17 protein-coding genes and 1 riboswitch are annotated in these 20,178 nt (G+C 61.5%); of the genes, 8 read left to right on the top strand and 9 right to left on the bottom strand.

The window, feature by feature from the left end:
• Positions 1–80 precede the first annotated feature (80 nt).
• Entirely contained in the window at positions 81–713 is a 633-nt protein-coding gene (gene msrA, locus AB5Y84_RS12065; RefSeq protein WP_005352745.1) for a peptide-methionine (S)-S-oxide reductase MsrA, read from the bottom strand.
• A 267-nt stretch (positions 714–980) separates the two neighbouring features.
• On the opposite strand from msrA, the gene argA reads away from it, so the two are divergent.
• Positions 981–2,309: an amino-acid N-acetyltransferase gene (gene argA / locus AB5Y84_RS12060; RefSeq protein WP_368177013.1), complete on the top strand. Its 1,329-nt coding sequence runs from the start codon at positions 981–983 to the stop codon at positions 2,307–2,309.
• 107 nt (positions 2,310–2,416) lie between these two features.
• Positions 2,417–2,640, top strand: a riboswitch (Lysine riboswitch).
• 90 nt (positions 2,641–2,730) lie between these two features.
• Complete coding sequence (lysC, locus tag AB5Y84_RS12055; protein ID WP_368177012.1) at positions 2,731–4,083, top strand: lysine-sensitive aspartokinase 3; 1,353 nt, start codon at positions 2,731–2,733, stop codon at positions 4,081–4,083.
• Positions 4,084–4,165: 82 nt separating this feature from the next.
• On the opposite strand, the gene AB5Y84_RS12050 is transcribed toward lysC, so the two are convergent.
• The gene (locus AB5Y84_RS12050) at positions 4,166–5,251 is read right to left on the bottom strand and encodes a hypothetical protein (protein ID WP_368177011.1); all 1,086 of its coding nucleotides are present in this window, start codon (positions 5,249–5,251) and stop codon (positions 4,166–4,168) included.
• Positions 5,252–5,506: 255 nt separating this feature from the next.
• Between AB5Y84_RS12050 and AB5Y84_RS12045 the strand changes: the two genes are divergently transcribed.
• Positions 5,507–7,762 (top strand): LTA synthase family protein, encoded by a 2,256-nt coding sequence (locus tag AB5Y84_RS12045; RefSeq protein WP_368177010.1) that lies wholly within the window; start codon positions 5,507–5,509, stop codon positions 7,760–7,762.
• Between the two features lie 64 nt (positions 7,763–7,826).
• Here AB5Y84_RS12045 and AB5Y84_RS12040 read toward each other — a convergent pair whose 3' ends face one another.
• A complete protein-coding gene (locus tag AB5Y84_RS12040; protein WP_368177009.1) occupies positions 7,827–8,843 on the bottom strand; it encodes a S66 peptidase family protein in 1,017 nt (338 codons plus the stop codon).
• Positions 8,844–9,108: 265 nt separating this feature from the next.
• Between AB5Y84_RS12040 and AB5Y84_RS12035 the strand changes: the two genes are divergently transcribed.
• The 5 genes from AB5Y84_RS12035 (at position 9,109) to cysG (ending at position 14,662) form a co-directional block, all read left to right on the top strand.
• Complete coding sequence (locus tag AB5Y84_RS12035) at positions 9,109–9,951, top strand: patatin family protein (RefSeq protein WP_005333746.1); 843 nt, start codon at positions 9,109–9,111, stop codon at positions 9,949–9,951.
• A gap of 200 nt (positions 9,952–10,151) precedes the next feature.
• Positions 10,152–11,210 (top strand): anaerobic sulfite reductase subunit AsrA, encoded by a 1,059-nt coding sequence (gene asrA, locus AB5Y84_RS12030; protein ID WP_257725717.1) that lies wholly within the window; start codon positions 10,152–10,154, stop codon positions 11,208–11,210.
• A 1-nt stretch (position 11,211) separates the two neighbouring features.
• Positions 11,212–12,051 (top strand): anaerobic sulfite reductase subunit AsrB, encoded by an 840-nt coding sequence (gene asrB / locus AB5Y84_RS12025; RefSeq protein ID WP_349930032.1) that lies wholly within the window; start codon positions 11,212–11,214, stop codon positions 12,049–12,051.
• 11 nt (positions 12,052–12,062) lie between these two features.
• Positions 12,063–13,073, top strand: coding sequence for a sulfite reductase subunit C (gene asrC, locus AB5Y84_RS12020; RefSeq protein WP_040066440.1), 1,011 nt, complete (start codon positions 12,063–12,065; stop codon positions 13,071–13,073).
• A 197-nt stretch (positions 13,074–13,270) separates the two neighbouring features.
• Positions 13,271–14,662 (top strand): siroheme synthase CysG, encoded by a 1,392-nt coding sequence (cysG, locus tag AB5Y84_RS12015; RefSeq protein WP_257725719.1) that lies wholly within the window; start codon positions 13,271–13,273, stop codon positions 14,660–14,662.
• Between the two features lie 100 nt (positions 14,663–14,762).
• On the opposite strand, the gene AB5Y84_RS12010 is transcribed toward cysG, so the two are convergent.
• The 6 genes from AB5Y84_RS12010 to truA all read right to left on the bottom strand — a co-directional run bounded on the left by AB5Y84_RS12010 (position 14,763) and on the right by truA (position 20,036).
• Positions 14,763–15,365, bottom strand: a complete 603-nt coding sequence (locus AB5Y84_RS12010; protein WP_257725720.1) for a hypothetical protein — start codon at positions 15,363–15,365, stop codon at positions 14,763–14,765.
• Positions 15,366–15,617: 252 nt separating this feature from the next.
• On the bottom strand, positions 15,618–15,935 hold the full coding sequence (locus tag AB5Y84_RS12005) for a heavy metal-binding domain-containing protein (protein ID WP_005344950.1): 318 nt from the start codon (positions 15,933–15,935) through the stop codon (positions 15,618–15,620).
• 171 nt (positions 15,936–16,106) lie between these two features.
• Positions 16,107–16,907 carry a cell division protein DedD gene (gene dedD / locus AB5Y84_RS12000; protein WP_005352757.1) on the bottom strand — a complete coding sequence of 267 codons (801 nt, stop codon included), beginning with the start codon at positions 16,905–16,907 and terminating at the stop codon, positions 16,107–16,109.
• 74 nt (positions 16,908–16,981) lie between these two features.
• Positions 16,982–18,241, bottom strand: a complete 1,260-nt coding sequence (gene folC, locus AB5Y84_RS11995) for a bifunctional tetrahydrofolate synthase/dihydrofolate synthase (RefSeq protein WP_179214407.1) — start codon at positions 18,239–18,241, stop codon at positions 16,982–16,984.
• Positions 18,242–18,243: 2 nt separating this feature from the next.
• Entirely contained in the window at positions 18,244–19,107 is an 864-nt protein-coding gene (gene accD, locus AB5Y84_RS11990) for an acetyl-CoA carboxylase, carboxyltransferase subunit beta (protein WP_005333765.1), read from the bottom strand.
• Between the two features lie 119 nt (positions 19,108–19,226).
• Positions 19,227–20,036 carry a tRNA pseudouridine(38-40) synthase TruA gene (gene truA, locus AB5Y84_RS11985; RefSeq protein ID WP_040066446.1) on the bottom strand — a complete coding sequence of 270 codons (810 nt, stop codon included), beginning with the start codon at positions 20,034–20,036 and terminating at the stop codon, positions 19,227–19,229.
• Positions 20,037–20,178 lie beyond the last annotated feature (142 nt).

Here is a 20,178-nt window from a genome sequence, read left to right as displayed (position 1 = left end):
TTAGTCCCGACTGGTCGCAATAAGTTCCCTCCTCCGACCATTTATTTTCACTTTAATTAAGAAATCGACTACAAACCTGTTCAGCGGTTCAGGCTGGGCGGCAAACAGACTCCAATGCCACCCAATCCGCAGTAACCATCCGGATTTTTCTCCAGATATTGCTGATGGTAATCCTCGGCGTAGTAGAAGGGGGCCAGCGGCAGAATGCGGGTAGTGATGGCACGGCTGTCACCGCTCGCCGCCATCGCCTGCTGATAGGCCGCCATGCTCTGCTGGGCAATGATCTGCTGGCTCTCGTCACCATAGAAGATCACCGAGCGATACTGGGTGCCAATGTCCCCGCCCTGACGCATCCCCTGCGCCGGATCGTGCTGCTCCCAGAACAGTCTGAGCAGGTCGCCGTAGCTGATCACCGCCGGATCAAACACCACCTGCACCGTCTCGGCATGACCAGTCAGCCCGCTGCACACCTCTTTGTAGGTGGGATTCTGGGTCACGCCGCCCTGATAGCCGGCCGCGGTGGAGTAGACGCCCGGCTGCTGCCAGAACAGGCGTTCCACGCCCCAGAAACAGCCCATGCCAAACCAGGCGATCTCCATGTTCTCGGGCCAGGGGCCCTGGGTCGGGTTGCCATTCACCGCATGCTGCTGACCAATCACCATCGCTTCGCGTCGTCCCGGCAGGGCATCTGCCGGTGAAATAATCTGTTCCATGAATTCTGTCCTTGTATAAAACCCTGTGAAATCACACAGCTGACGAAAAGGAGCATCGAAGATAGCAGTTTATCGCGCCGGATCAACCGGCGGGCCCCTCCCCGCTCGCCCCAACGGCCATCTGCGCTTCGAACCATCCTTTCCCAATCCGCACGGCCAAACCGCCCCTCGTAGACCAGAAACGGCCAAAATCAATATTTAGTCTTGATTTGTGAATTAATTTTCATATATTGAGCCAGTCGCTGTTTTTTATGGAAGAAATATCAAGTGCGTGAACGCGAACCCAGTCTGGTCAATGCCTTCCGGCAATCCACCCCCTATGTCAATGTGCATCGGGGTGCCACCTTTGTGCTGATGATGGGGGGAGAAGCCATCTGCCACCCCAACTTCGCCAATATCGTCAGCGATATCGCCCTGCTGCAGACACTGGGCATACGCCTGGTGCTGGTGTTTGGTTCACGTCCGCAAAACGATGAAGCGCTGGCCCGCGCCGGTATCGAGGCCCAGTATCACAAGCGGATCCGGGTCACCGATGACGAGAGTTTCACCATCATCAAGCAGGTGTGTGGCGGCCTGCAATACGACATCACCGCCCAGCTCTCCATGGGGCTCGCGAACACACCAATGCAGGGGGCGCGGATCAGCGTGGTGAGCGGCAACTTCGTCACCGCCCAGCCGCTGGGGGTGGATGATGGCATCGACTTTTGCCACAGCGGCCGGGTGCGCCGTATCGACGTGGAGGGGATCACCCGCCAGCTCGATCAGAAGAGTCTGGTGCTGATCTCCCCCATCGGCTGCTCGGTCACCGGCGAGAGCTTTAACCTCAGCTCAGAAGAGGTGGCTCGCCGGGTGGCGGTCGACCTCAAGGCGGACAAGCTTATCTGCTTTAGCAGCACCCAGGGGGTAATGGACAGACGCGGCGAAGCTATCTCCGAGCTCTTCCCCGAACAGGCCGAAGAGCTGCTGGTAGAGCTGGAGCAGGCGGGCGAAGAGATGTCCGGCACCGCCCGCTACTTGCGCGCAGCCATTGCCTCCTGCCGGGGCGGCGTGCCCCGCTCCCATCTGGTGAGCTATCAGGATGATGGCGCCATGTTGCAGGAGCTGTTCAGCCGCGACGGCCTCGGCACCCAGATCGTGCGGGAAAGCGCCGAGCAGGCCCGCGCCGCCACCATCGAGGACATCGGTGGCATTCTGGATCTTATTCGCCCGCTGGAGGAGGAAGGGATTCTGGTACGTCGCTCCCGCGAACAACTGGAGATGGAGATCGACAAGTTCACCATCATCGAGCGCGATGGCCTCATCATCGGCTGCGCGGCCCTCTACTGCTTTATGGAAGAGGCGATGGCGGAGATGGCCTGCGTCGCCATCCACCCCGACTATCGCAACTCCAACCGGGGGGATCAGCTGGTGGCCAAGGTAGCCGAGCGGGCCAAGCGGCTCGGGATCCGCCGCCTGTTCGTACTTACCACCCGCTCCATCCACTGGTTCCGAGAGCGGGGCTTTGATCCTCTGGAAGTGGAAGATCTGCCGGTGGCGCGCCAGCGTCTCTACAACTGGCAGCGCCGTTCCAAGGTTTTGTCAAAGAGCATTTCCTAAGTCATTGATCCTGCGTTGAGTTCGCTGACACTTTGAACTTTTTCACAAACTCGATTGACAGTGCAATCCAACGCAGGGTATTTCTAAATGCACTCCACCGCCCTGGTGGAGCCAGAAGAGGAGCGCTGCCCAGGCAGCCCAAGGGAGGACGCCAGCGTCCGGTGAACTTGGGTCAGGGGGAGCAGCGCCGAGACGAGTGAGGAGACTGGTAACCTCAACGTCGGCTGCGGGGGCTGAATCCCCCGGGTTGTCATCGGTAGTGATCATCCCCCACCGCGCCCTGTCAGGGGCGGTACGGGATGGGCTCTGCAGGTGGAGTGCTTCTGGCCGGGATAGCTTCGTTCATTCCTGCCATTTTCAGCCTCCTCCTCTCTTTTTTGCCCGATGGAACCGGAATCTTAAAATAAGACAGGAGTAAGCAATGAGCCCGATCAATGTCGCCAAGTTTGGCGGAACCAGTGTCGCCAACTTCCCGGCCATGAATCACTGCGCCGACATCGTGCTGGCCAATCCCGCCACCCGGGTGGTGGTGCTGAGCGCCAGCGCCGGTGTCACCAACCTGCTGGTCACTCTGGCACAAGGGGAGCTGGACGAAGCGGGCCGCGACGAACAGCTGGCCAAACTGACCGGGATCCAGCAGGCCATTCTGGCCGATCTCGGCAACCCCGTTGATGTGAGCGCCCTCATTCATGGCCAGTTGGACGAAATTCGCCTCATGGCCCAGCAAGCCCACCAGCATACCGATGCGGAGCTGGCCGATCGCCTCATCGCCTGCGGCGAGCTGATGTCTACCCGCCTCTTTACCGAGCTGTTGCGCCAGCGCGGCGTCAAGGCCCACTGGCAGGATGTGCGCCAGCTGATGCGCACCGACAGCCGCTTTGGCAAGGCCACCGTCGATCTGGCCACCACCCGAACCCTTTGCCAGCAGACGCTGGGCCCGCAGCTTGGCGACAGCCTCATCATCACCCAGGGCTTTATCGGCGCCGATGGCGATGGCCGCACCACCACGCTCGGTCGCGGCGGCTCTGACTACAGCGCGGCCCTGCTCGCCGAAGCGCTCGATGCCGCCAGTATCGAGATCTGGACCGATGTGCCCGGCATCTACACCACGGATCCGCGCCTCGTCACCCGCGCCCGCCCCATTCCCGAAATCAGCTTTGTCGAGGCGGCCGAGATGGCCACCTTCGGCGCCAAAGTGCTGCACCCCGCCACCCTGCAACCGGCGGTGCGCCAGAATATTCCGGTGTTTGTCGGCTCCGCCAAAGACCCCGCCGCCGGTGGTACCTGGATCCGCGCCAGCACAGATTCAAACCCGCTGTTTCGGGCCGTCGCCCTGCGCCGCCAGCAGGTGCTGGTGACCCTGCACAGCCTCAACATGTTCCACGCCTACGGCTTTTTGGCCGAAGTGTTCGGCATTCTGGCCCGTCACCGCATCTCGGTCGACCTCATCACTACCTCGGAAGTGAGCGTGTCATTGACGCTGGATCACACCGGCAGCCAGAGCAACGGCGAACCGATCCTGAGCGACAAGGTACTGGCCGAGCTGGGCCAGCTTTGCAAGGTGGAGGTGGAAACCGGTCTGGCACTGGTGGCGCTCATCGGCAACCGGATGAGCGAAGTGAACGGGGTGGGCAGTCAGGTCTTTGACGCCCTGCGCGAGCACAACATCCGGATGATCTGCTACGGCGCCAGCGCCCACAACCTCTGCTTCCTGGTCAAGGAGAGCGAGGCGGGCAATATCGTCAACCGCCTCCATCAGGAGCTGCTGGACTGACCCTCACCGCGAGGTAAACCAGACCATGCAACAGGGCGCCCGCAAGGCGCCCTGTTTATTTGTATTCCGCAAAGGTATCGGCTCAGGCAAGGCTGGTGGCAGGCAACTGGCAGGCAACTGCCTCCCGACGTAGCTGCTGCAAGCGGGCCAGCAGCCCGGTCTGGCCCAGCTCCGTCTCCTGAGGCGAGAGATTGTCCACCAGCAGCGGATAGTGATCCGTCACCGCCTGCATCAACCAGTCGAGGCGACGCAGGGTGAGCGGGCCGCAACTCTGGCCGCTCAGATCATCGGCCACATCGAGCCGGTGGCTGCGATACATGTCCCGCCACCAGTTGGCGACCAGCGCCTCGTCGCTCGCCAGCGCGGCGCTCCACTCCCCTTGCTGGGCGTGCAGGCGTGCCAGCACGGGCGCGCTGGCTCCTTCGCGGATCAGGTGGTGGATCTCCCGTTTCACCCACTTGAGGCAGAGCTCGCGCCAGTAGCGAAATTGCGGCAGAGGATCGGCCTCATCGAGCCAGAGTCCGGAGAGGGTGCGGGTCTCCAGTCGCTCCGGCACATGAAACTGCGGGTCGACCAGACCATTGGAGTTGTATTCAAAGCGGGGATCGAAGGTCCACATATAGCCAAAGTCGAACACGCAGATCTGCTCGCCGTCATCAAGCAGGTTGCCCGGGCTCGGGTCCCAGTCAAACCAGCCCCAGCGGGCCAGCTCCCCCTGCACCTCCAGCATTTGGGCCAGATTGCGTTCGTTGAGCTGATGGACCGGCACGCCACGCAACCAGGGGGAGACCAGTACCCCGGCCCGCGCCGAGCCAAAGCTGGTGCAGACCACGTGGGAGAGGACGGTAGGATGCAGCTCCCGCAGCGCCTCGATTTCACGCCGCCGCTCCAGCTCGGTCAGAAAGGCAGTCTTGCCATCGAGGTTGGCCACCAGCGAATCCTGACGGCGCCGCTTGAGGCACCAGTGATGCCCCTCCACCTTGAGGTGAAACACCTCGGCGGTGAGACCGTGGCGATAGACCTTGACCACAGCCGGATGGCTATCCTTCAGCTTGACCAGTTGGGCCAGCGGCAGCGGGCAGTCGCGCTCGCGTCCGATCCGGATCTCCTCCTTGCTCTCCAGCATGCGCAGCAATCTGGCCTGACGTGCCATCACTTTGGGATTCATACATGTACCTCCAGTCGCTATCGAGAGACTAAACAGCAGACCCCTCCCAAGCCAGTGGCAAAACCCCATGATGACGCTTTCATCACATATTCCGAACAATCCCTCGACCGGGATCACAATTTGCAAGGTTGAGCTGTAACCAAATATTCATTAAGTGGTCATTAAATTGACAAGCTGAAACAAGGCCCGCACCATCGGGTCAAACTCTATGCGGATGAACGATCTCTCCCTCACTCGCTCAAAGGATGAGCTTATATGAATCTCCCCTCCTCAGGCCGCCCCCGCGTCCTGAGTCTGCCCTCTCTGCTGCTTGCCCTGCTGGGCGGATTGCTGCTGCTGACCCTGTTGTTGCCGCTGATCAATCCCGGCAGCTGGCTGGGCCGTGCCCAGCCGCTGGTGCTGGGCCCCGCCGACAACCCGCTGGCCACCCTCACCCGCCACGCCCTGCTCTATAAAAGCGACAGCCGCGGCCTCTATCTGGTGGTGCGCAGCCAGTGGCAGTTGCGAGGGCCGCTGCAAGCGGGGGACAAGGTGCGAGTGGAGCTGCTCAACGACAAGGGGGAGCGGATTGACCAGCTCAGTCAAGCGGTGGATAAGCGTCAGGTGTGCCGCAATAACCGCTGTACTCTGGATCTCAACAGCACCCTGCGCGCCCCGGACGATGCCCTTGATAGCCGCTATCAGTTGCGCATCGGTCTGCTGCTCAAGGATCGCCCCGAGAGCGGCGATTTCAGCCAGATCCTGCAAACCCTGCCGGAGCAGGGCTTCAACCTCACCTATCTGGTGGTGAGCCTGACCCTGGTGCTGGCCCTGAGCGCCGCCGTGCTCAAGACGGTGCTGCCAAAGCTGCGCCGCAGCCTGCGCTGGCGGATCATCGGCAGCCTGCTGCTCGGCAACCTTACCTTCGTGCTGTTGCACGGCTTCGTGGTGTTCAAGCTGGGGGAGTTTCTGCTCTGGTCAGGCTTTCGGCCGGAGCACTACTATCTCGCCTGGGGCAGCATGGTGCTGGGCTGGAGCCTCTGCGCGCTGGCGGGCTTCAACCTCTATATGGGGCTGGTCTTTACCGCGCTGTCAGGCATAGGTCTGCTGGCCAACTTTATGAAGATCGCCATCTACGGCGTGCCGCTCGGCGGGGACGATTTTGGCAACCTGCTGGCGCTGCTGCGGATCCTGCTCGACCAGCACCCCATCCTGCCCATCTTCACCGTCTTGCTGGCACTGTTTCTCTGCTGGCGCTTTGCCCTGTCACGCTGGGTGCTGCGCACAGCCGCTGCCACCGTCGCCTTCTTTGCCCTGTGCGTGTTTGCCACCCAGACCGGCAACAAGCTGCTGGGAGCCAACATTCGCTACGTGGATCGCGCGGTCAACTACCACAGGGACATCATCCGCTCAGGTCCCGGCCTCTATCTGTTCAATCTGGTGGACGAGATGCTGCAAAGCGGCAGCGTGTTTCGCTACCCCTTGCAGATCAACGAGCTGGCCCCGCAGCTGAGCTATCCGCCCCAGGGCATCACGCCGCGCTGGGATCTGGTGATCGTGCTGCAATATGAGTCGCTCTGGCTCGACTGGAAGGGGCGGATCTGCGCCCCGGCTCCCACCCTCTCCCTGCCCGCCAGCGTGCAGCAGTGGCAAAAAACCATCCACTCCCCCACCACCGGCGGCATGACGGTGCTGGCGGAGTTCGAGATGAACACCGGCCTGCCGGTGGGCTTGCTCAAGCAGGGGGTGGTGCCCTACTACTACCTCTCGCAGCAGGTGCCGGGACTGGCCCAGAGCGCCAGACAGAGCGGCTACCAGACCCTGTTCGCCCACCCCTATGTGGAAAAATTCTGGGGCCGCGCCAAGGCGATCCCGGCGCTTGGCTATGAGGAGCGCTGGTTCGACACCCGTTTTACCACCCTTGAGCACAAGGGGCTCTATATCTCCGATGATGCGCTGATCGACCACATACTCAAGCGCAGCGAACAGGATGACAAACCGCTGTTTGCCTATGCGGTCACCATGCAGGGGCACGGCCCCTTCGATGGCCCCCGCTATCAGGGGCAGGAGCGCAGCGGCGCCTGTCCGAACCAGAGCGAGAGCGACACCCAGCAGCTCAACACCTACTACACCGGGGTGGTGGATGCCATGGCCTCGCTGGAGCGGCTGCTCAAGACCCTAGACCAGTCAGGCAAGCGCTATCTGGTGGTGGCCTTTGGCGATCACCAGCCGTTTTTGATGTCCGCCGGCAAGGGGATTCACGGTGACAAGCCGGCGCGCGATGCCACCTACCAGATCCCCATGATGGCCTTCACCCGCGCCGATGATCCCCTCAATCTGGCGACCCAGTTTGCGCCAGTGCGCCAGCTCTACCAGATGGGTCAGGCCACTCGCCAGCTGCTGGCGGGGGATATCACCCCCATCGAAGAGAAGCCCCTGCTCCATCCGGTGCTAGGCGAGGAGAAAGGCTTCGACCCATCAAGCCTGGTGCCGCAGATCCGCGCCAGCTTCCGGCCCGATGCCCTGCCCTGATCCCTCCCCACAAAAACAGACAAGGCCGCATCCGCGGCCTTGTTGTTGGACATTCATTTCGCACTCATTCTGCTCGCCACCATGGCTCCAGTAGCGTGAGCTGCTGGCGGTCGAGATCGAGATCCACCTCGATGCCCAGCGGCAGCGTCAGCATGGGGTGGGTATGGGCGCAGTCAAACTCCGCCAGAATGGGGAAGCTCGGCTCCCCCACCACCTCCAGCAGGATATCGAGTGGGCGCTTGCCGCTACCCTGATCGTTGAACAACTCGTGCTTGCCGAGGATAAGCGCGCCGATCCGATCAAACACCCCGCACAGCTTGAGATGGGCAAAAGATCGCTCCACCGTCTCGGCAGATTTCAGGCTGTCCTCCAGCAGCAAAATGTCGCCGTGCTCGATGACGGGCATATAGGGGGAGCCCCAGATCCCCGCCATGGTGTTGAGGTTGCCGCCAATCAGCCGTCCCTCAACCCGGCCTGAGCCGACCGAGATCAGCCGATTGGGCTGGCAGCACTTGGCCCTGGTCTGGTTCTCCCAATCGAGCCGTTCATCGCTCCACTTTGCCGGGGTAGGCAGCGTGCAGGGGACGCCAGCTTCATCGGCCAACGCAATCTGTAAAAAACTGGTCAGCGTCTCATCCACCAGCGGCGGCAACTCGCCAAAGGAGGCCACCAGCGCCGGGCCATAAAAGGTAACCAGGCCAGTTTTGGCATGGATGCCGAGCAGCAGCGCCGTCACATCGGAGTAGCCAACGATGATCTTGGGATCGCGCCTCAGCGCATCAACATCGAGGTAAGGGAGCAGGGAGTTGGAGTTGCTGCCACCAATCACCGACATGATGCAGCGTACTTCTGGGTCGCGAATAAGGGCATTGAGCTCCTCGGCCCGCGCGACGATGGAGCCGGAGCGCCAGTGATCCTGCTGGCCGGTGAGGCTGCCCGCCTTGAGCCTAAAGCCCTGCCCTTCAAGAAAGGCTTTTGCGCGGGCAAAACGGTTGGGCGCCCAGGCGGTCGCCGCGCTGGAGGGGGAGAAAAAAGCGATGGTATCGCCACGTTGGAGCAGCGGGGGAACCAATAACATCATGACACACTCATCCTTGCCAATATCCAGCCATCACAGAGTCGTTGAGACTCCTACACAATCCCTTTGATCACAACGGGTTTATCACTGTCGTTTAGAAATACAAAACACTTAATTCATTATTAACAGATATTCTAAACACCATCCCCTTCCTAGAATGACCTCATTGCGATGGCCAACCCCGGTTGGTTGTCAGAACGGTCGGCCTGACAGCCCGAACGTTCTCTTTCCCACTTTTTCTCTCTGACTTATCAATGAGGTGCCTGTCATGAACAAAAACGCATCCCCCAGCGCATTGGTTGTAGAAGGCGGCGCCATGCGCGGCATATTTGCCAGCGGCGTGCTGGATGCGTTTATCGAGCATGACTATCGCCCCTTTGACTTCGCCATCGGTGTCTCGGCGGGGGCCACCAACTTGCTGGCTTATCTCGCCAGCCAGCATGGCCGCAGCCACGAGATCCTGACCAAACTGGCGTGCAGCCAGCAGTTTATGGATCCCCTGCGCTTTGCCAAGGGGGGCAATCTGGTGGATATCCACTGGCTGTGGAACACCAGCTGTCGCAAGTATCCCCTCGACATTCACGCCTACCGGGAGACCGGCATCCCCTTCTATGCGGTGGTGACCAATACCCTGACCGGCAAGGCGGAGTACATCCGGGTCAAGCCGGAAAACATGAACGAGGTGCTGCCCGCCAGCTGCGCCATTCCCCTCGCCTCCCACGAATACCCGGAAGTGCACGGGGTACCGATGACAGATGGCGGGGTGGCCGACTCCATCCCGGTGATCGAGGCCTACCGCCGCGGTGCCCGTCACCTGACGGTGATCCTCTCCGAGCCCCTTGGCTACCGGCTCAAGCCGATGCCCTTCCCCTGGATGATCCGTACCCTGCTCAAGACCCGCCCCGCGCTGGCACAGGCGCTGGAGCAGCGGGATCGCAGCTACAACGAGGCGCTCGATTTTATCGCCAATCCGCCGGAGGACTGCCAGATCGAGGTGATCGCCCCGGCCGACTACTTCCCCGTTTCCCGTTTCACCCGCGATATCAACAAGCTGGAGATGGGATACGTGATGGGCAAGTGCGCAGGCTATCAGGCCGCCCTGCTCAATTGATAAGGATTTTACAGGCATGACCCGACCTGTCGCGACGCTCGCGCCGCCAACACAATAACAATCGGGTCAGTTGAGCAACATGAGTCATAAAAACAGACCGCGGCGAGGCAAGCGCGGCCAGAACCGATGCCAGACACTCTTAGCTGCTTGCGCCTCATCCCTATGCCAGGGCATCTCACCCTCATACAAGGTGTTTATTTATGTCGTTTCTTCTCACCCATCCCGCGCTGGCGCAGCTGTTCGAGCGGCTGCTGCCCGATTACCGGATCATGGCGCCCGCGGCCGAATATCGGGGCGGCCGCTTCTCCGACACCGACAACGTCACCTATCACAGCATCCGTCATCCGGCCGATCTGGTGTGGCAGGAGAAGTCCCACTTCTCCCCGAAAGAGGTGGTGCTCCCCATCACCCAGACCCTGTTCCACTTCGACAATCTGGAGCTGCGCGAATCCAAGGTGGAGGCCAAGCCCACCCTGCTGTTCTTGCGCAGCTGCGATATCCACGCCCTGCGCAGGCTGGATCAGGTCTACCTGAAAAACGGCCAGAACAGCGACGTCTACTACGCCCGGCTGCGCAGCAAGCTCAAGCTGGTACTGCTGGAGTGCCGCGAGAGCTTCGAGAACTGCTTCTGCGTCTCCATGGGCAGCAACGAGACCCAGGACTACGCCGCCGCCATTCGTCTGAGCGATGAGGGTGCCCGTATTGAGGTAAAGGATCCCGAGCTGCTCGGTTACTTTACCGAACTGGGTGAATCCGACGACTTCACCCCGGAATTTGTCCAGAGCAACCCGGTCAAGGTACGCACCCCGGACAGCGTCTGTGACGACCCCCAGCGGATCCGCCAGATCCTCACCGCCCATCCGGTCTGGGCCGAGTACGACAGCCGCTGCATCGGTTGCGGCCGCTGTACCACCTCCTGCCCGACCTGCAGCTGCTACAGCGTGCACGACCTCACCTATGCGGAGAACCCCAAGCAGGGCGAGCGCCGTCGCCAGTGGGCCAGCTGCATGGTGGATGGCTTCAGCGACATGGCTGGTGGCCACGGTTTTCGCGCCAAGCATGGCGAGCGCCTGCGTTATCGCGCCCTGCACAAGGTCAACGACTACAAGGCCCGTCAGGGAGAGGAGCACATGTGCGTCGGCTGCGGCCGCTGCGACGATCGCTGCCCTCACTACATCTCTTTTAGCAACATCATCAACAAGATGACCGATGTGGTCGAACAGACCATCGCAGCCGACAACGCGCAGGGGGCGAACTGATATGTGCCGGTGCCAGCAAACCGCAACAGCAAAACCGCAGCAGGACGTGGTCGAAAACCGCCTGCTGCCCAAGGCCTACACCATTCTGGCCATCGAGCGTCACACCGAGCTGGAGTGGAACTTTCGGGTCTCCCGCGACTTTGATGTCCACTACGGCCAGTTTGTGGAGATCTCCCTGCCCACCGTGGGCGAAGCGCCCATCTCGGTCTCCGACTATGGCGATGGTTATGTGGATCTGCTGATCCGCAAAGTCGGCAAGGTAACCGATGCGCTGTTTGCCCTCGATGTGGGCGACAAGGTGTGGATGCGCGGCGTCCACGGCAACGGCTATCCGCTGGAGACCTACCGCAACCAGCACCTCATCGTGGTGGCGGGCGGTACCGGCGTCGCGCCGGTCAAGGGGCTGCTGCGCCGCTTCAGCAAACACCCGGAAGAGGTGAAGTCCCTCGATATGATCCTCGGCTTCAAGAACGAGCAGGCGGTGCTCTATCGCCACGAGATGCCGCTCTGGGCCGAGCAGCAGAACCTCATCGTCACCCTGGACGAGGGCAAGGAGAGCGAGCAGTTTCGCATCGGCCGGGTCACCGACTACATCGATCAGCTGGATCTCGCTGACAAGGAGGATATCCAGGTGATCGTGGTCGGCCCCCCCATCATGATCCGCTTCGTGGTGCTCGCCTTCCTCGAACGGGGCATCCCCAAGGATCGCATCTGGGTCGACTACGAACGCCGCATGGCCTGCGCCGTGGGCAAGTGTGGCCACTGCCGGATGGGCGACACCTATATCTGCGTGGATGGACCGGTCTTTCGTTTTGACCAGGCCCAGCATCTGATCGACTGAGGGAGAACACCATGAGTCTCGATATCGACATCATCAAGGCCCGCGCCAAGAACGAATACCGCCTCTCCAAGGTGCGCGGCGAAGCGATGATCAGCGTACGCATTCCCGGCGGGATCATGCCCGCCCACCTGCTGGCGGTGGCCCAGCAGATCGCCGAACAGTACGGCAACGGCCTTATCCACCTCACCACCCGCCAGAAGCTGGCGATGCCCGGCATCAAGTATCAGGACATGGACAAGGTCAACGCCGCCCTCGAACCCTTTATCAAGGAGATCGAGGTGGAGACCTGCGGCATCGAGGTAGAGGACACCACAGCCGGTTACCAGACCATCGGCGGGCGCAACATCGTCGCCTGTCAGGGCAACACCATCTGCCAGAAGGGCAATATCGACTGCACAGGGCTGGCCCAGCGGATGGAGAAACACCTCTACCCCAACCCCTATCACCTCAAGATGGTGATCGCCGGCTGCCCCAACGACTGCGCCAAGGCCAACATGGCCGACTTCGGCATCCTCGGCATCGCCAAGATCCACTTCAATGCCGAGCGCTGCATCGGCTGTGGCGCCTGCGTCAAGGCATGCAGCCACCACGCGGTGGATTGCCTCGCCATCAAGCATGGCAAGGCGGTCAAAGAGGAGAGCAAGTGTATCGGCTGTGGCGAGTGTGTGCTGGCCTGCCCGACCCTGGCCTGGCAGCGGGATCCCAAGCAGCTCTACATGGTCAAGCTGGGGGGACGCACCAGCAAGAAGACCCCCCGTACCGGCAAGCTGTTCCTCAACTGGGTCACCGAAGAGGTGCTGCATGCGGTGATCAAGAACCTTTTCGAGTTCGAGGCCGAGATGCTGGATGGCAAACCCATCTACCTGCACATGGGTCACCTTATCGACCGGGCCGGTTATCACAAGTTCAAGGAGCGGGTTCTGCGCGGCGTCACCCTCAACCCGGAAGCCATGGTCGCTGACCGCATCTTCTGGGCCGAAGATCAGTACGTCGCCAACATGCACGTCAAAGCGGTGCAATAGGAAAAACCTCGTTTGGGGAAGCGTGATCAAGTGGCTGACACCGGTGGGGATCTGTCGTTGGCCCGGGCGTAGATCACCCTTCCCCTTTTTTATTCCCGTCGGGGGATCTTTCCCCCGACCATCCGGGGTGCGTCACGGCGCACCCTGCTATCTCGCCCGGCGCGGCATTGCGAGCGGGCCAGCATCCGGAGCCTGTTATGGACTTTCTCCCTCTCTTCTGTCAGCTGCAAAACAAGCCGGTCCTGATCGTCGGCGGCGGTGAGGTGGCGGTGCGCAAGGCGCGCCTGCTGCTCGATGCCAAGGCGAAGATCACCATCAATGCCCCGCATCTGGAACCCCAGCTGATGAGCTGGGCCGAGCAGGGTCGCCTGACCGTCTGCGCCGCCGATTTTCATCCCGAACTGCTCGATGGCAAGTGGTTGGTGATCGCCGCCACCAACCAGCCCGAGGTCAACCAGCAGGTCTTCAACGAAGCGAATCTGCGCCAGATCTTCTGCAATGTGGTGGACTCTCCGGCCCACTGCAGCGCCATCATGCCAGCCATCATCGACCGCTCGCCGCTGATGGTGGCCATCTCCAGCGCAGGCGCGGCGCCGGTTCTAAGCCGCCAGCTGCGGGAAAAACTCGAAGCCATGCTACCGCAACACCTCGGCCAGCTCGCGGCGCTGGCGGGCAAGTTGCGCGAGCGGGTCAAACTCATTCCGGACAAGCTGGCCCGCCGTCGCTTCTGGGAGCGGCTCTTTAGCCACGATCGCCTCGCCCGCCAACTGGCCCGCGGCCAGCAGCAAGCTGCCGAACAGAGCGTCGCCGAGCTGCTCGATGAGCAACAGCAGAGCAAGGGAAGCGTAACCCTGGTGGGCGCAGGCCCCGGCGATGCGGGACTGCTTACCCTGAACGGCTTGCAACAGCTGCAACAGGCGGATGTGGTGGTCTATGACCGGCTGGTCTCGCAGGAGGTGTTGGCGCTTGTTCGCCGGGATGCCGAGCGGATCTTTGTTGGCAAGGAGGCGGGCCGCCACTGTGTGCCCCAGCAGGCGATCAACCAGCTGTTGCTGGAGCAAGCACAGCTGGGCAAACAGGTGGTGCGGCTCAAGGGGGGCGATCCCTTTATCTTTGGCCGGGGCGGCGAGGAGCTGGAGACCCTGGCCGAGGCAGGCATCCCCTTCTCGGTGGTACCGGGCATCACGGCTGCGTCGGGCTGCGCCGCCTACAGCGGCATTCCCCTCACCCACCGCGATCATGCCCAGCGAGTACAGTTCATCACCGGTCACGACAAGGAGGGCAATATCGCCCAGGAGTGGTCGGCGCTGGCGGCCCCCCGCCAGACTCTGGTGTTCTACATGGGGCTGGCCCACGCCGCCCGCATTCAGGATGCGCTGCAAACCCACGGCATGCCCGGCCACACCCCGGTGGCGCTGGTGGAGCAAGGCACCCAGCTCAGTCAGCGGGTGGTGCGCGGCGAGCTGCGGCAGTTGGCCGAACTGGCCCGTCAGGTGAAGAGCCCGAGTCTCATCATCATCGGCTCGGTGGTCACTCTGGCCGACAAGCTGGACTGGTATGGGGAAGCCAACGCCATCCACGGCATCTAACCCCGCACGGCTATCACCCAATAGAGACAACAAAACAGAGAGCGGCCATGCCGCTCTCTGTTTTTTGCATCAATGACCAAGCCGTGGCACGGCGTGTCTGTTACTCGAGCCGGATGGGGCCGGTATTCTGAACATCGCTGTCATTCCAGTCGCTCTCATCGCGAATACGCGGATCCCCCTGCAAGGTGTAGAGGATGGTGCCCTGACGAAACTGCAGCGCGCCATCGGCCCGCTTGGCCTTCACCTTGACTCCGTTGACCCACACCTGCTCCTTGCCATCCACCTGAATATTGGCCACCGTGGCACCTGTCTCGCGGTTTTTGGCGATCCACTTGCCCTGATAGGGCGAGTCCCCCTTGGCCATCGGCAGTGCGGCGGCCTTGCCCGCCGACCAGGCGTGCACGGTGCAAAAGCCGTGGGCTCGGCGATCATGCTTGATGACGTAATCCAGGGTGGGTTCGCTGGCGGGCAGATCGAAGGTGATCCCGATGACCACCTTGCCGCTTGTGGCCGAATAGGCGGCGGGCGCCAGTGTTTTCAGGGTCGCCTTCTTGCCATTGATAAAGACGTTGCCCCCTTGCGACTTGACCCGGATATCGGTGGGGCAAGTGGCGCTGAAGTTGGGCAGCGCCGCGAGGGCACTGCCGGCATGGGCGGTCATGGCCAACACGACAAGGGTCAGCAGAGCAGGTTTTTGATTCATTTTGATACGCCTTCAAGAGAAGAGAACCTCGTCCGTGAGCGGTGTCGTTCCTGATGGCGGCACTCTAGCTTGACCCTCTCGGGCTACCCAGTGAAAAAAAATAAAACCGGTCAGTGGAGTTATTAATAAATATAAATATTTAAAATCAATAGGTTGAGTAACAACCCCGCCAGCCGCCACGTATCAGACAGGCAATAAAAAAGCCGATAATCCAGTTATCGGCTCATTGCCCATGCAGAAGTGGATGCCCGATCAGACCACCACGGCGGTGCCACTGATGCTGACCATCAGCATGCTGCCGTTTTGCCCCACCACTTCGTAGTCGATATCGATGCCGACCACTGCGTTGGCACCAAGGGCGGCGGCACGCTCTTTGAGCTCATCGAAGGCGATATCGCGGGCACGGGCCAGCTCTTTTTCATAGGCGCCGGAGCGGCCGCCGATGATGTCGCGGATCCCGGCAAAGAGATCCTTGAAAATGTTGGCGCCGAGAATGGCTTCGCCAACCACGATGCCGCGGTATTCACGAATGGTTTTGCCTTCCAGCGTGGGGGTCGTCGAGAGGATCATCTTGAACTCCTGTGAGTAGCAGAAGGGCTCAGACTACCCCAACTGCCCGAAAATCCCAACCGGGGGGTGACCTGTACGACGCCGTCCTTAAAAATCACGACGGCCAGATAAAAAAACACCGCGCACGGGGCGCGGTGTTTGTTTCAGAGGGCCATTGCCAACGGCAAGCCGTCACGGATTGTAAGAGACCACCGAGCCACTGAGGCCGGTCATCTGGGAGATCCGCCCCTGCATCCCCTGCAGTTTGGCCTTGGAGACATCCGGTCCGATAAAGACCCGGTTGAGCTGACCCTGCACCGGTGTGCGCGGCGAGGTGTGGGCAGAGTAGCCCGCCGCCCGCAGCTTGCTCACCAGCGCGTTGACGCTGTCGACGTTCTTGAAGGCGCCAAGCTGGAGGATCCAGCTACCCTGTGCCGGTGCCGCAGCAGGCGCGGGTGTGGTCGGCTGGGTCATCTTGCTTTCAATCAGATCGTCGAGAGACTTGATCTGCCCCGCCTGCGGCTTGGCCGGCGCGGGCGCCTTGGCCACTTCAACCGGTTTGGCTGGCGTCGGCTTGGGGGCTGGCTTGGGCGGTTCGACCGGCTTTTTGGCCACCACTTCCGGCTTGGGCTGTGGCTTGGGTTGAGCATTCTGTTGCGGCTGGACCGGCGCCGGTGCGGCAGGGGTTGTCGCCGGCTGCGCACCGTTGCCCTGACCGGCGAGGGTCATGGGGTCAGCCACCTCTTCCACTTGCCACTGCTGGGCCGCAGAGGCCTGTTGCTGGCTGGCCAGATGATCGGCTGGCAGGCTGCTGGCAGCCGAGACCTGCAGCGCAGGCTTGGCAGGCTCCAGCTCGGGGCGCAGCGGGATCTTGGCAAAGGCCTCCTCCTTTTGTGCCAGCTTGTGACCATCCAGCAAGTCCGGCAGGAAAATAACAACCAGGGCCACCAGGATGACGGTGCCCACCAGACGGTTTTGAAACTTCGAGGCCAAGTTGAATCCTACCTTTACGTAACTCAATATGCGATTTGGCTCCCCGCCCGAAGGCCGGGGAGCCGGGGTGTGGCCTAGACGGCGACACCAGCCAGAATGTCGGCGACAGTGTAAAACGAACCAAACACAATGACCATATCGTCCGGACTCGATGCGGCCAACGCTGCCTGATAAGCGGCGCTGACATCATCAAACTCCCTGGCAGGCCCCTTGCCCTCTCCCAACGCCGCAGCCAGTTGCACAGAGGTGGCGGCTCGCGGGCCGGTGAGGCTGGCCAGATACCACTCGCCAATCAAGCCATCGAGTTCGGCAAGGGAGCCCGCCATGTCCTTGTCTTTGAGCATGCCGACCACGGCACGGCGCACACCCGTGCAGGGCATCTTGCGCAATTGCGCGGCCAGATAGGCCGCCGAATGGGGGTTGTGGGCCACATCGACGATCACCAGCGGCGCACTTTGCAGCTGCTGCATCCGGCCAGCCAGACGGGCATTGGCCAGCCCGTCACGAATGGCGGACTCCGGCAGCGGCAAGCCGAGGGATTCCAGCGCCGCCAGCACGGTCACCGCGTTCATCAGCGGCAGCGCCGGTTTTGGCAGATCCCGCCACTGGTTGAGGCCGTGATAATCCCAACCGCTCTCGTGCTCATCGCCAAGAAAATCGATACCGACCTGACGCAGGTTGGCGCCAAGACGCTGGGCTTCACTCGCGATAGTCGCAGGCGGATTGGGCTCGCCACTGATGGCGGGTTTGCCGGCGCGATAGACCCCCGCCTTCTCCACCGCCACTGCTTCGCGGGTATCCCCCAGCCAGTCGCAGTGATCGAGGGCAATGGAGGTGATCATCGCCACATCGGACTCCACCACATTGGTGGCGTCGAGCCGACCGCCCAGCCCCACTTCCAGCAGCAGCACATCGGGGGCGGCGCGGCAGAAGAGCCACAAGCCGGCCAGGGTGGCGAACTCGAAGAAGGTGAGCGCTATCTCGCCGCGAGCAGCTTCCACCTCGGCAAAGGCGGCGCAGTGATCGTTGTCGGGCAGCTCTTGCCCGTTGACCCGCACCCGCTCGGTAAAGCGCAGCAGATGGGGCGAGGAGTAGACGCCGACCTTATAGCCTGCGGCCATCAGAATGCTGGCCGCCATGGCACAGCTGGAGCCCTTGCCGTTGGTACCCGCCACCGTGATCACCTTGAACGGCAGCTGGGTGAGACCCATGCGCCGGGCAACGGCACCGACCCGATCCAGCCCCATGTCGATATTGACCGGATGGATCTGCTCCAAATAAGAAAGCCAGTCGACAAGCGACCGGCTTTGGGATTGTTGCATGTTTGAACTCATCTTCACTCTTCGATGACGTGAGTATTCAGCATTTTGGCGAGCAGGCTGGCCAGACGGTTACGCATTTCGCGGCGATCGATGATGATATCGATGGCACCCTTTTCCAGCAGGAACTCGGAGCGCTGGAAGCCTTCCGGCAGTTTCTCGCGCACGGTCTGCTCGATAACGCGCGGACCTGCAAAGCCGATCAGCGCCTTGGGCTCGCCCACATTGATGTCACCCAGCATCGCCAGACTGGCAGAGACGCCACCCATGGTGGGGTCGGTCAGCACGGAGATATAGGGCAGGCCCGCCTTGGTGAGTCGGTCCAGCGCAGCACTGGTCTTGGCCATCTGCATCAGGGAGAAGAGGGCTTCCTGCATGCGAGCACCACCAGAGGCGGAGAAGCAGACCAGGCCACGGCCTTCCTTGATGCACTCCTCGACGGCGCGTACAAAGCGGGCACCGACCACGGAGGCCATGGAGCCACCCATGAAGGAGAATTCGAACGAACAGGCGACAACCGGTACCCCTTTGAGGGTCCCTTTCATCACCACCAGCGCATCTTTCTCCGCCGTCTCTTTCTGAGCGGCAGACAAACGATCCTTGTAGCGCTTGGAATCCTTGAATTTCAGTACATCCTGCGGCTCCAGCTCGGCACCGATCTCGGTACGACCCTGCTCATCGAGGAAGCTCTCGAGACGGGCACGGGCGCTGATACGCATATGATGATCACACTTGGGGCACACTTCGAGGTTGCGCTCCAACTCTGCCCGGTAGAGCACCTGTTCACAAGCACTGCACTTGGTCCACACCCCTTCCGGAATGTTGTGACGACGGGGCGCAGTGATCTTGCTCTTGGGAAGAATCTTCTCAAGCCAGCTCATGGAATTCCTTAATGCTTTTGTGCCTGACAAAACGCATCGAGCCTAGATTGTTCAATGACTTAATAGCTCGATGGCAACAAATGACGGGTCATTAAACCACAATTTTTCGGGCGCAGTTACTAAAAACTGGTCGTACCCGGTGCCGAGTCCGGCAGCCACAGCGGGCCGAGCGGCAACTGCGGCAGAGCAAACTCGGCCGGGTAATCCACATCGACCAGATAGAGGCCACCGGCCTTGGCGGTCGGCCCGGCCAGATTGCGATCCTTGGCAGCCAGCACCTCGGCAATCCACTCCACCGGTTTGAGCCCCTGCCCCACCAGCAGCAGGGAGCCTGTGATGTTGCGCACCATATGGTGCAGGAAGGCGTTGGCCTTGATGTCGAGCACGATGTAGGGGCCGGAGCGGCTGACACACAGATGGGTCACATTGCGCCACGGGGTGTTGGATTGGCAGGCGACGGCACGGAAGGTGCTGAAGTCGTGCTCCCCCAGCAGGCTCTGGCCCGCCTGGTGCATCAACTCGGCATCGATGGTCTCGTGGTAGTGGCTGACGCCACTGCCGAGGATCGCCGGCCGGTAGTTGTGGTTGTAGATGACATAGCGGTAGCGACGGGCGGTGGCGCTGAAGCGGGCGTGGAAGCTCTCGTCCACCTGTTTGACCCAGCGCACGGCGATATCCGGCGGCAGGTTGGAATTGAGCCCCAGGGTCCAGGCCCCTTCGGCACGGTTCGCCTCGGTATCGAAGTGGATCACCTGACCGGTCGCATGGACACCGGCATCGGTGCGCCCGGCACACTGGATGGAGACAGGGTGGTTGGCAATCCGGCTCAGCGCCGTCTCCAGTTCAGCCTGCACGCTGATCACTTCACGCTGACGCTGCCAGCCGAAATACCGGCTGCCGTCATATTCAATACCTAGGGCAATTCGCATGGATAAACTTGTCTTGTTGTGAAAACGCAGTGAAAGAAACGGGGCGGATTATACGCGCTCAGCCCGAAAAGTCCCACCACGCGCGCAATTGGCCTGGATGGTCAGCCTGCGCGGCCATGATCCCCCATCGCAAATCGCCAAA

This window comes from Aeromonas sp. s11 (assembly GCF_040907945.1).
GTDB classification, from domain to species: domain Bacteria; phylum Pseudomonadota; class Gammaproteobacteria; order Enterobacterales; family Aeromonadaceae; genus Aeromonas; species Aeromonas veronii.
The sequence above is the reverse complement of the archived record's forward strand: the minus strand, read 5'-3'. Positions and strand labels throughout refer to the sequence as shown.

Excerpts from the sequence above, each read along its gene's own strand:
- AB5Y84_RS12040 (WP_368177009.1), bottom strand. The coding sequence starts at position 8,843 with ATGATGTTATTGGTTCCCCCGCTGCTCCAACGTGGCGATACCATCGCT.
- AB5Y84_RS12050 (WP_368177011.1), bottom strand. The coding sequence starts at position 5,251 with ATGAATCCCAAAGTGATGGCACGTCAGGCCAGATTGCTGCGCATGCTG.
- AB5Y84_RS12010 (WP_257725720.1), bottom strand. The coding sequence starts at position 15,365 with ATGAATCAAAAACCTGCTCTGCTGACCCTTGTCGTGTTGGCCATGACC.
- AB5Y84_RS12005 (WP_005344950.1), bottom strand. The coding sequence starts at position 15,935 with ATGATCCTCTCGACGACCCCCACGCTGGAAGGCAAAACCATTCGTGAA.
- AB5Y84_RS12035 (WP_005333746.1), top strand. The coding sequence starts at position 9,109 with ATGAACAAAAACGCATCCCCCAGCGCATTGGTTGTAGAAGGCGGCGCC.
- cysG (WP_257725719.1), top strand. The coding sequence starts at position 13,271 with ATGGACTTTCTCCCTCTCTTCTGTCAGCTGCAAAACAAGCCGGTCCTG.
- folC (WP_179214407.1), bottom strand. The coding sequence starts at position 18,241 with ATGAGTTCAAACATGCAACAATCCCAAAGCCGGTCGCTTGTCGACTGG.
- msrA (WP_005352745.1), bottom strand. The coding sequence starts at position 713 with ATGGAACAGATTATTTCACCGGCAGATGCCCTGCCGGGACGACGCGAA.
- AB5Y84_RS12045 (WP_368177010.1), top strand. The coding sequence starts at position 5,507 with ATGAATCTCCCCTCCTCAGGCCGCCCCCGCGTCCTGAGTCTGCCCTCT.
- asrB (WP_349930032.1), top strand. The coding sequence starts at position 11,212 with ATGTGCCGGTGCCAGCAAACCGCAACAGCAAAACCGCAGCAGGACGTG.
- lysC (WP_368177012.1), top strand. The coding sequence starts at position 2,731 with ATGAGCCCGATCAATGTCGCCAAGTTTGGCGGAACCAGTGTCGCCAAC.
- truA (WP_040066446.1), bottom strand. The coding sequence starts at position 20,036 with ATGCGAATTGCCCTAGGTATTGAATATGACGGCAGCCGGTATTTCGGC.
- asrA (WP_257725717.1), top strand. The coding sequence starts at position 10,152 with ATGTCGTTTCTTCTCACCCATCCCGCGCTGGCGCAGCTGTTCGAGCGG.
- accD (WP_005333765.1), bottom strand. The coding sequence starts at position 19,107 with ATGAGCTGGCTTGAGAAGATTCTTCCCAAGAGCAAGATCACTGCGCCC.
- asrC (WP_040066440.1), top strand. The coding sequence starts at position 12,063 with ATGAGTCTCGATATCGACATCATCAAGGCCCGCGCCAAGAACGAATAC.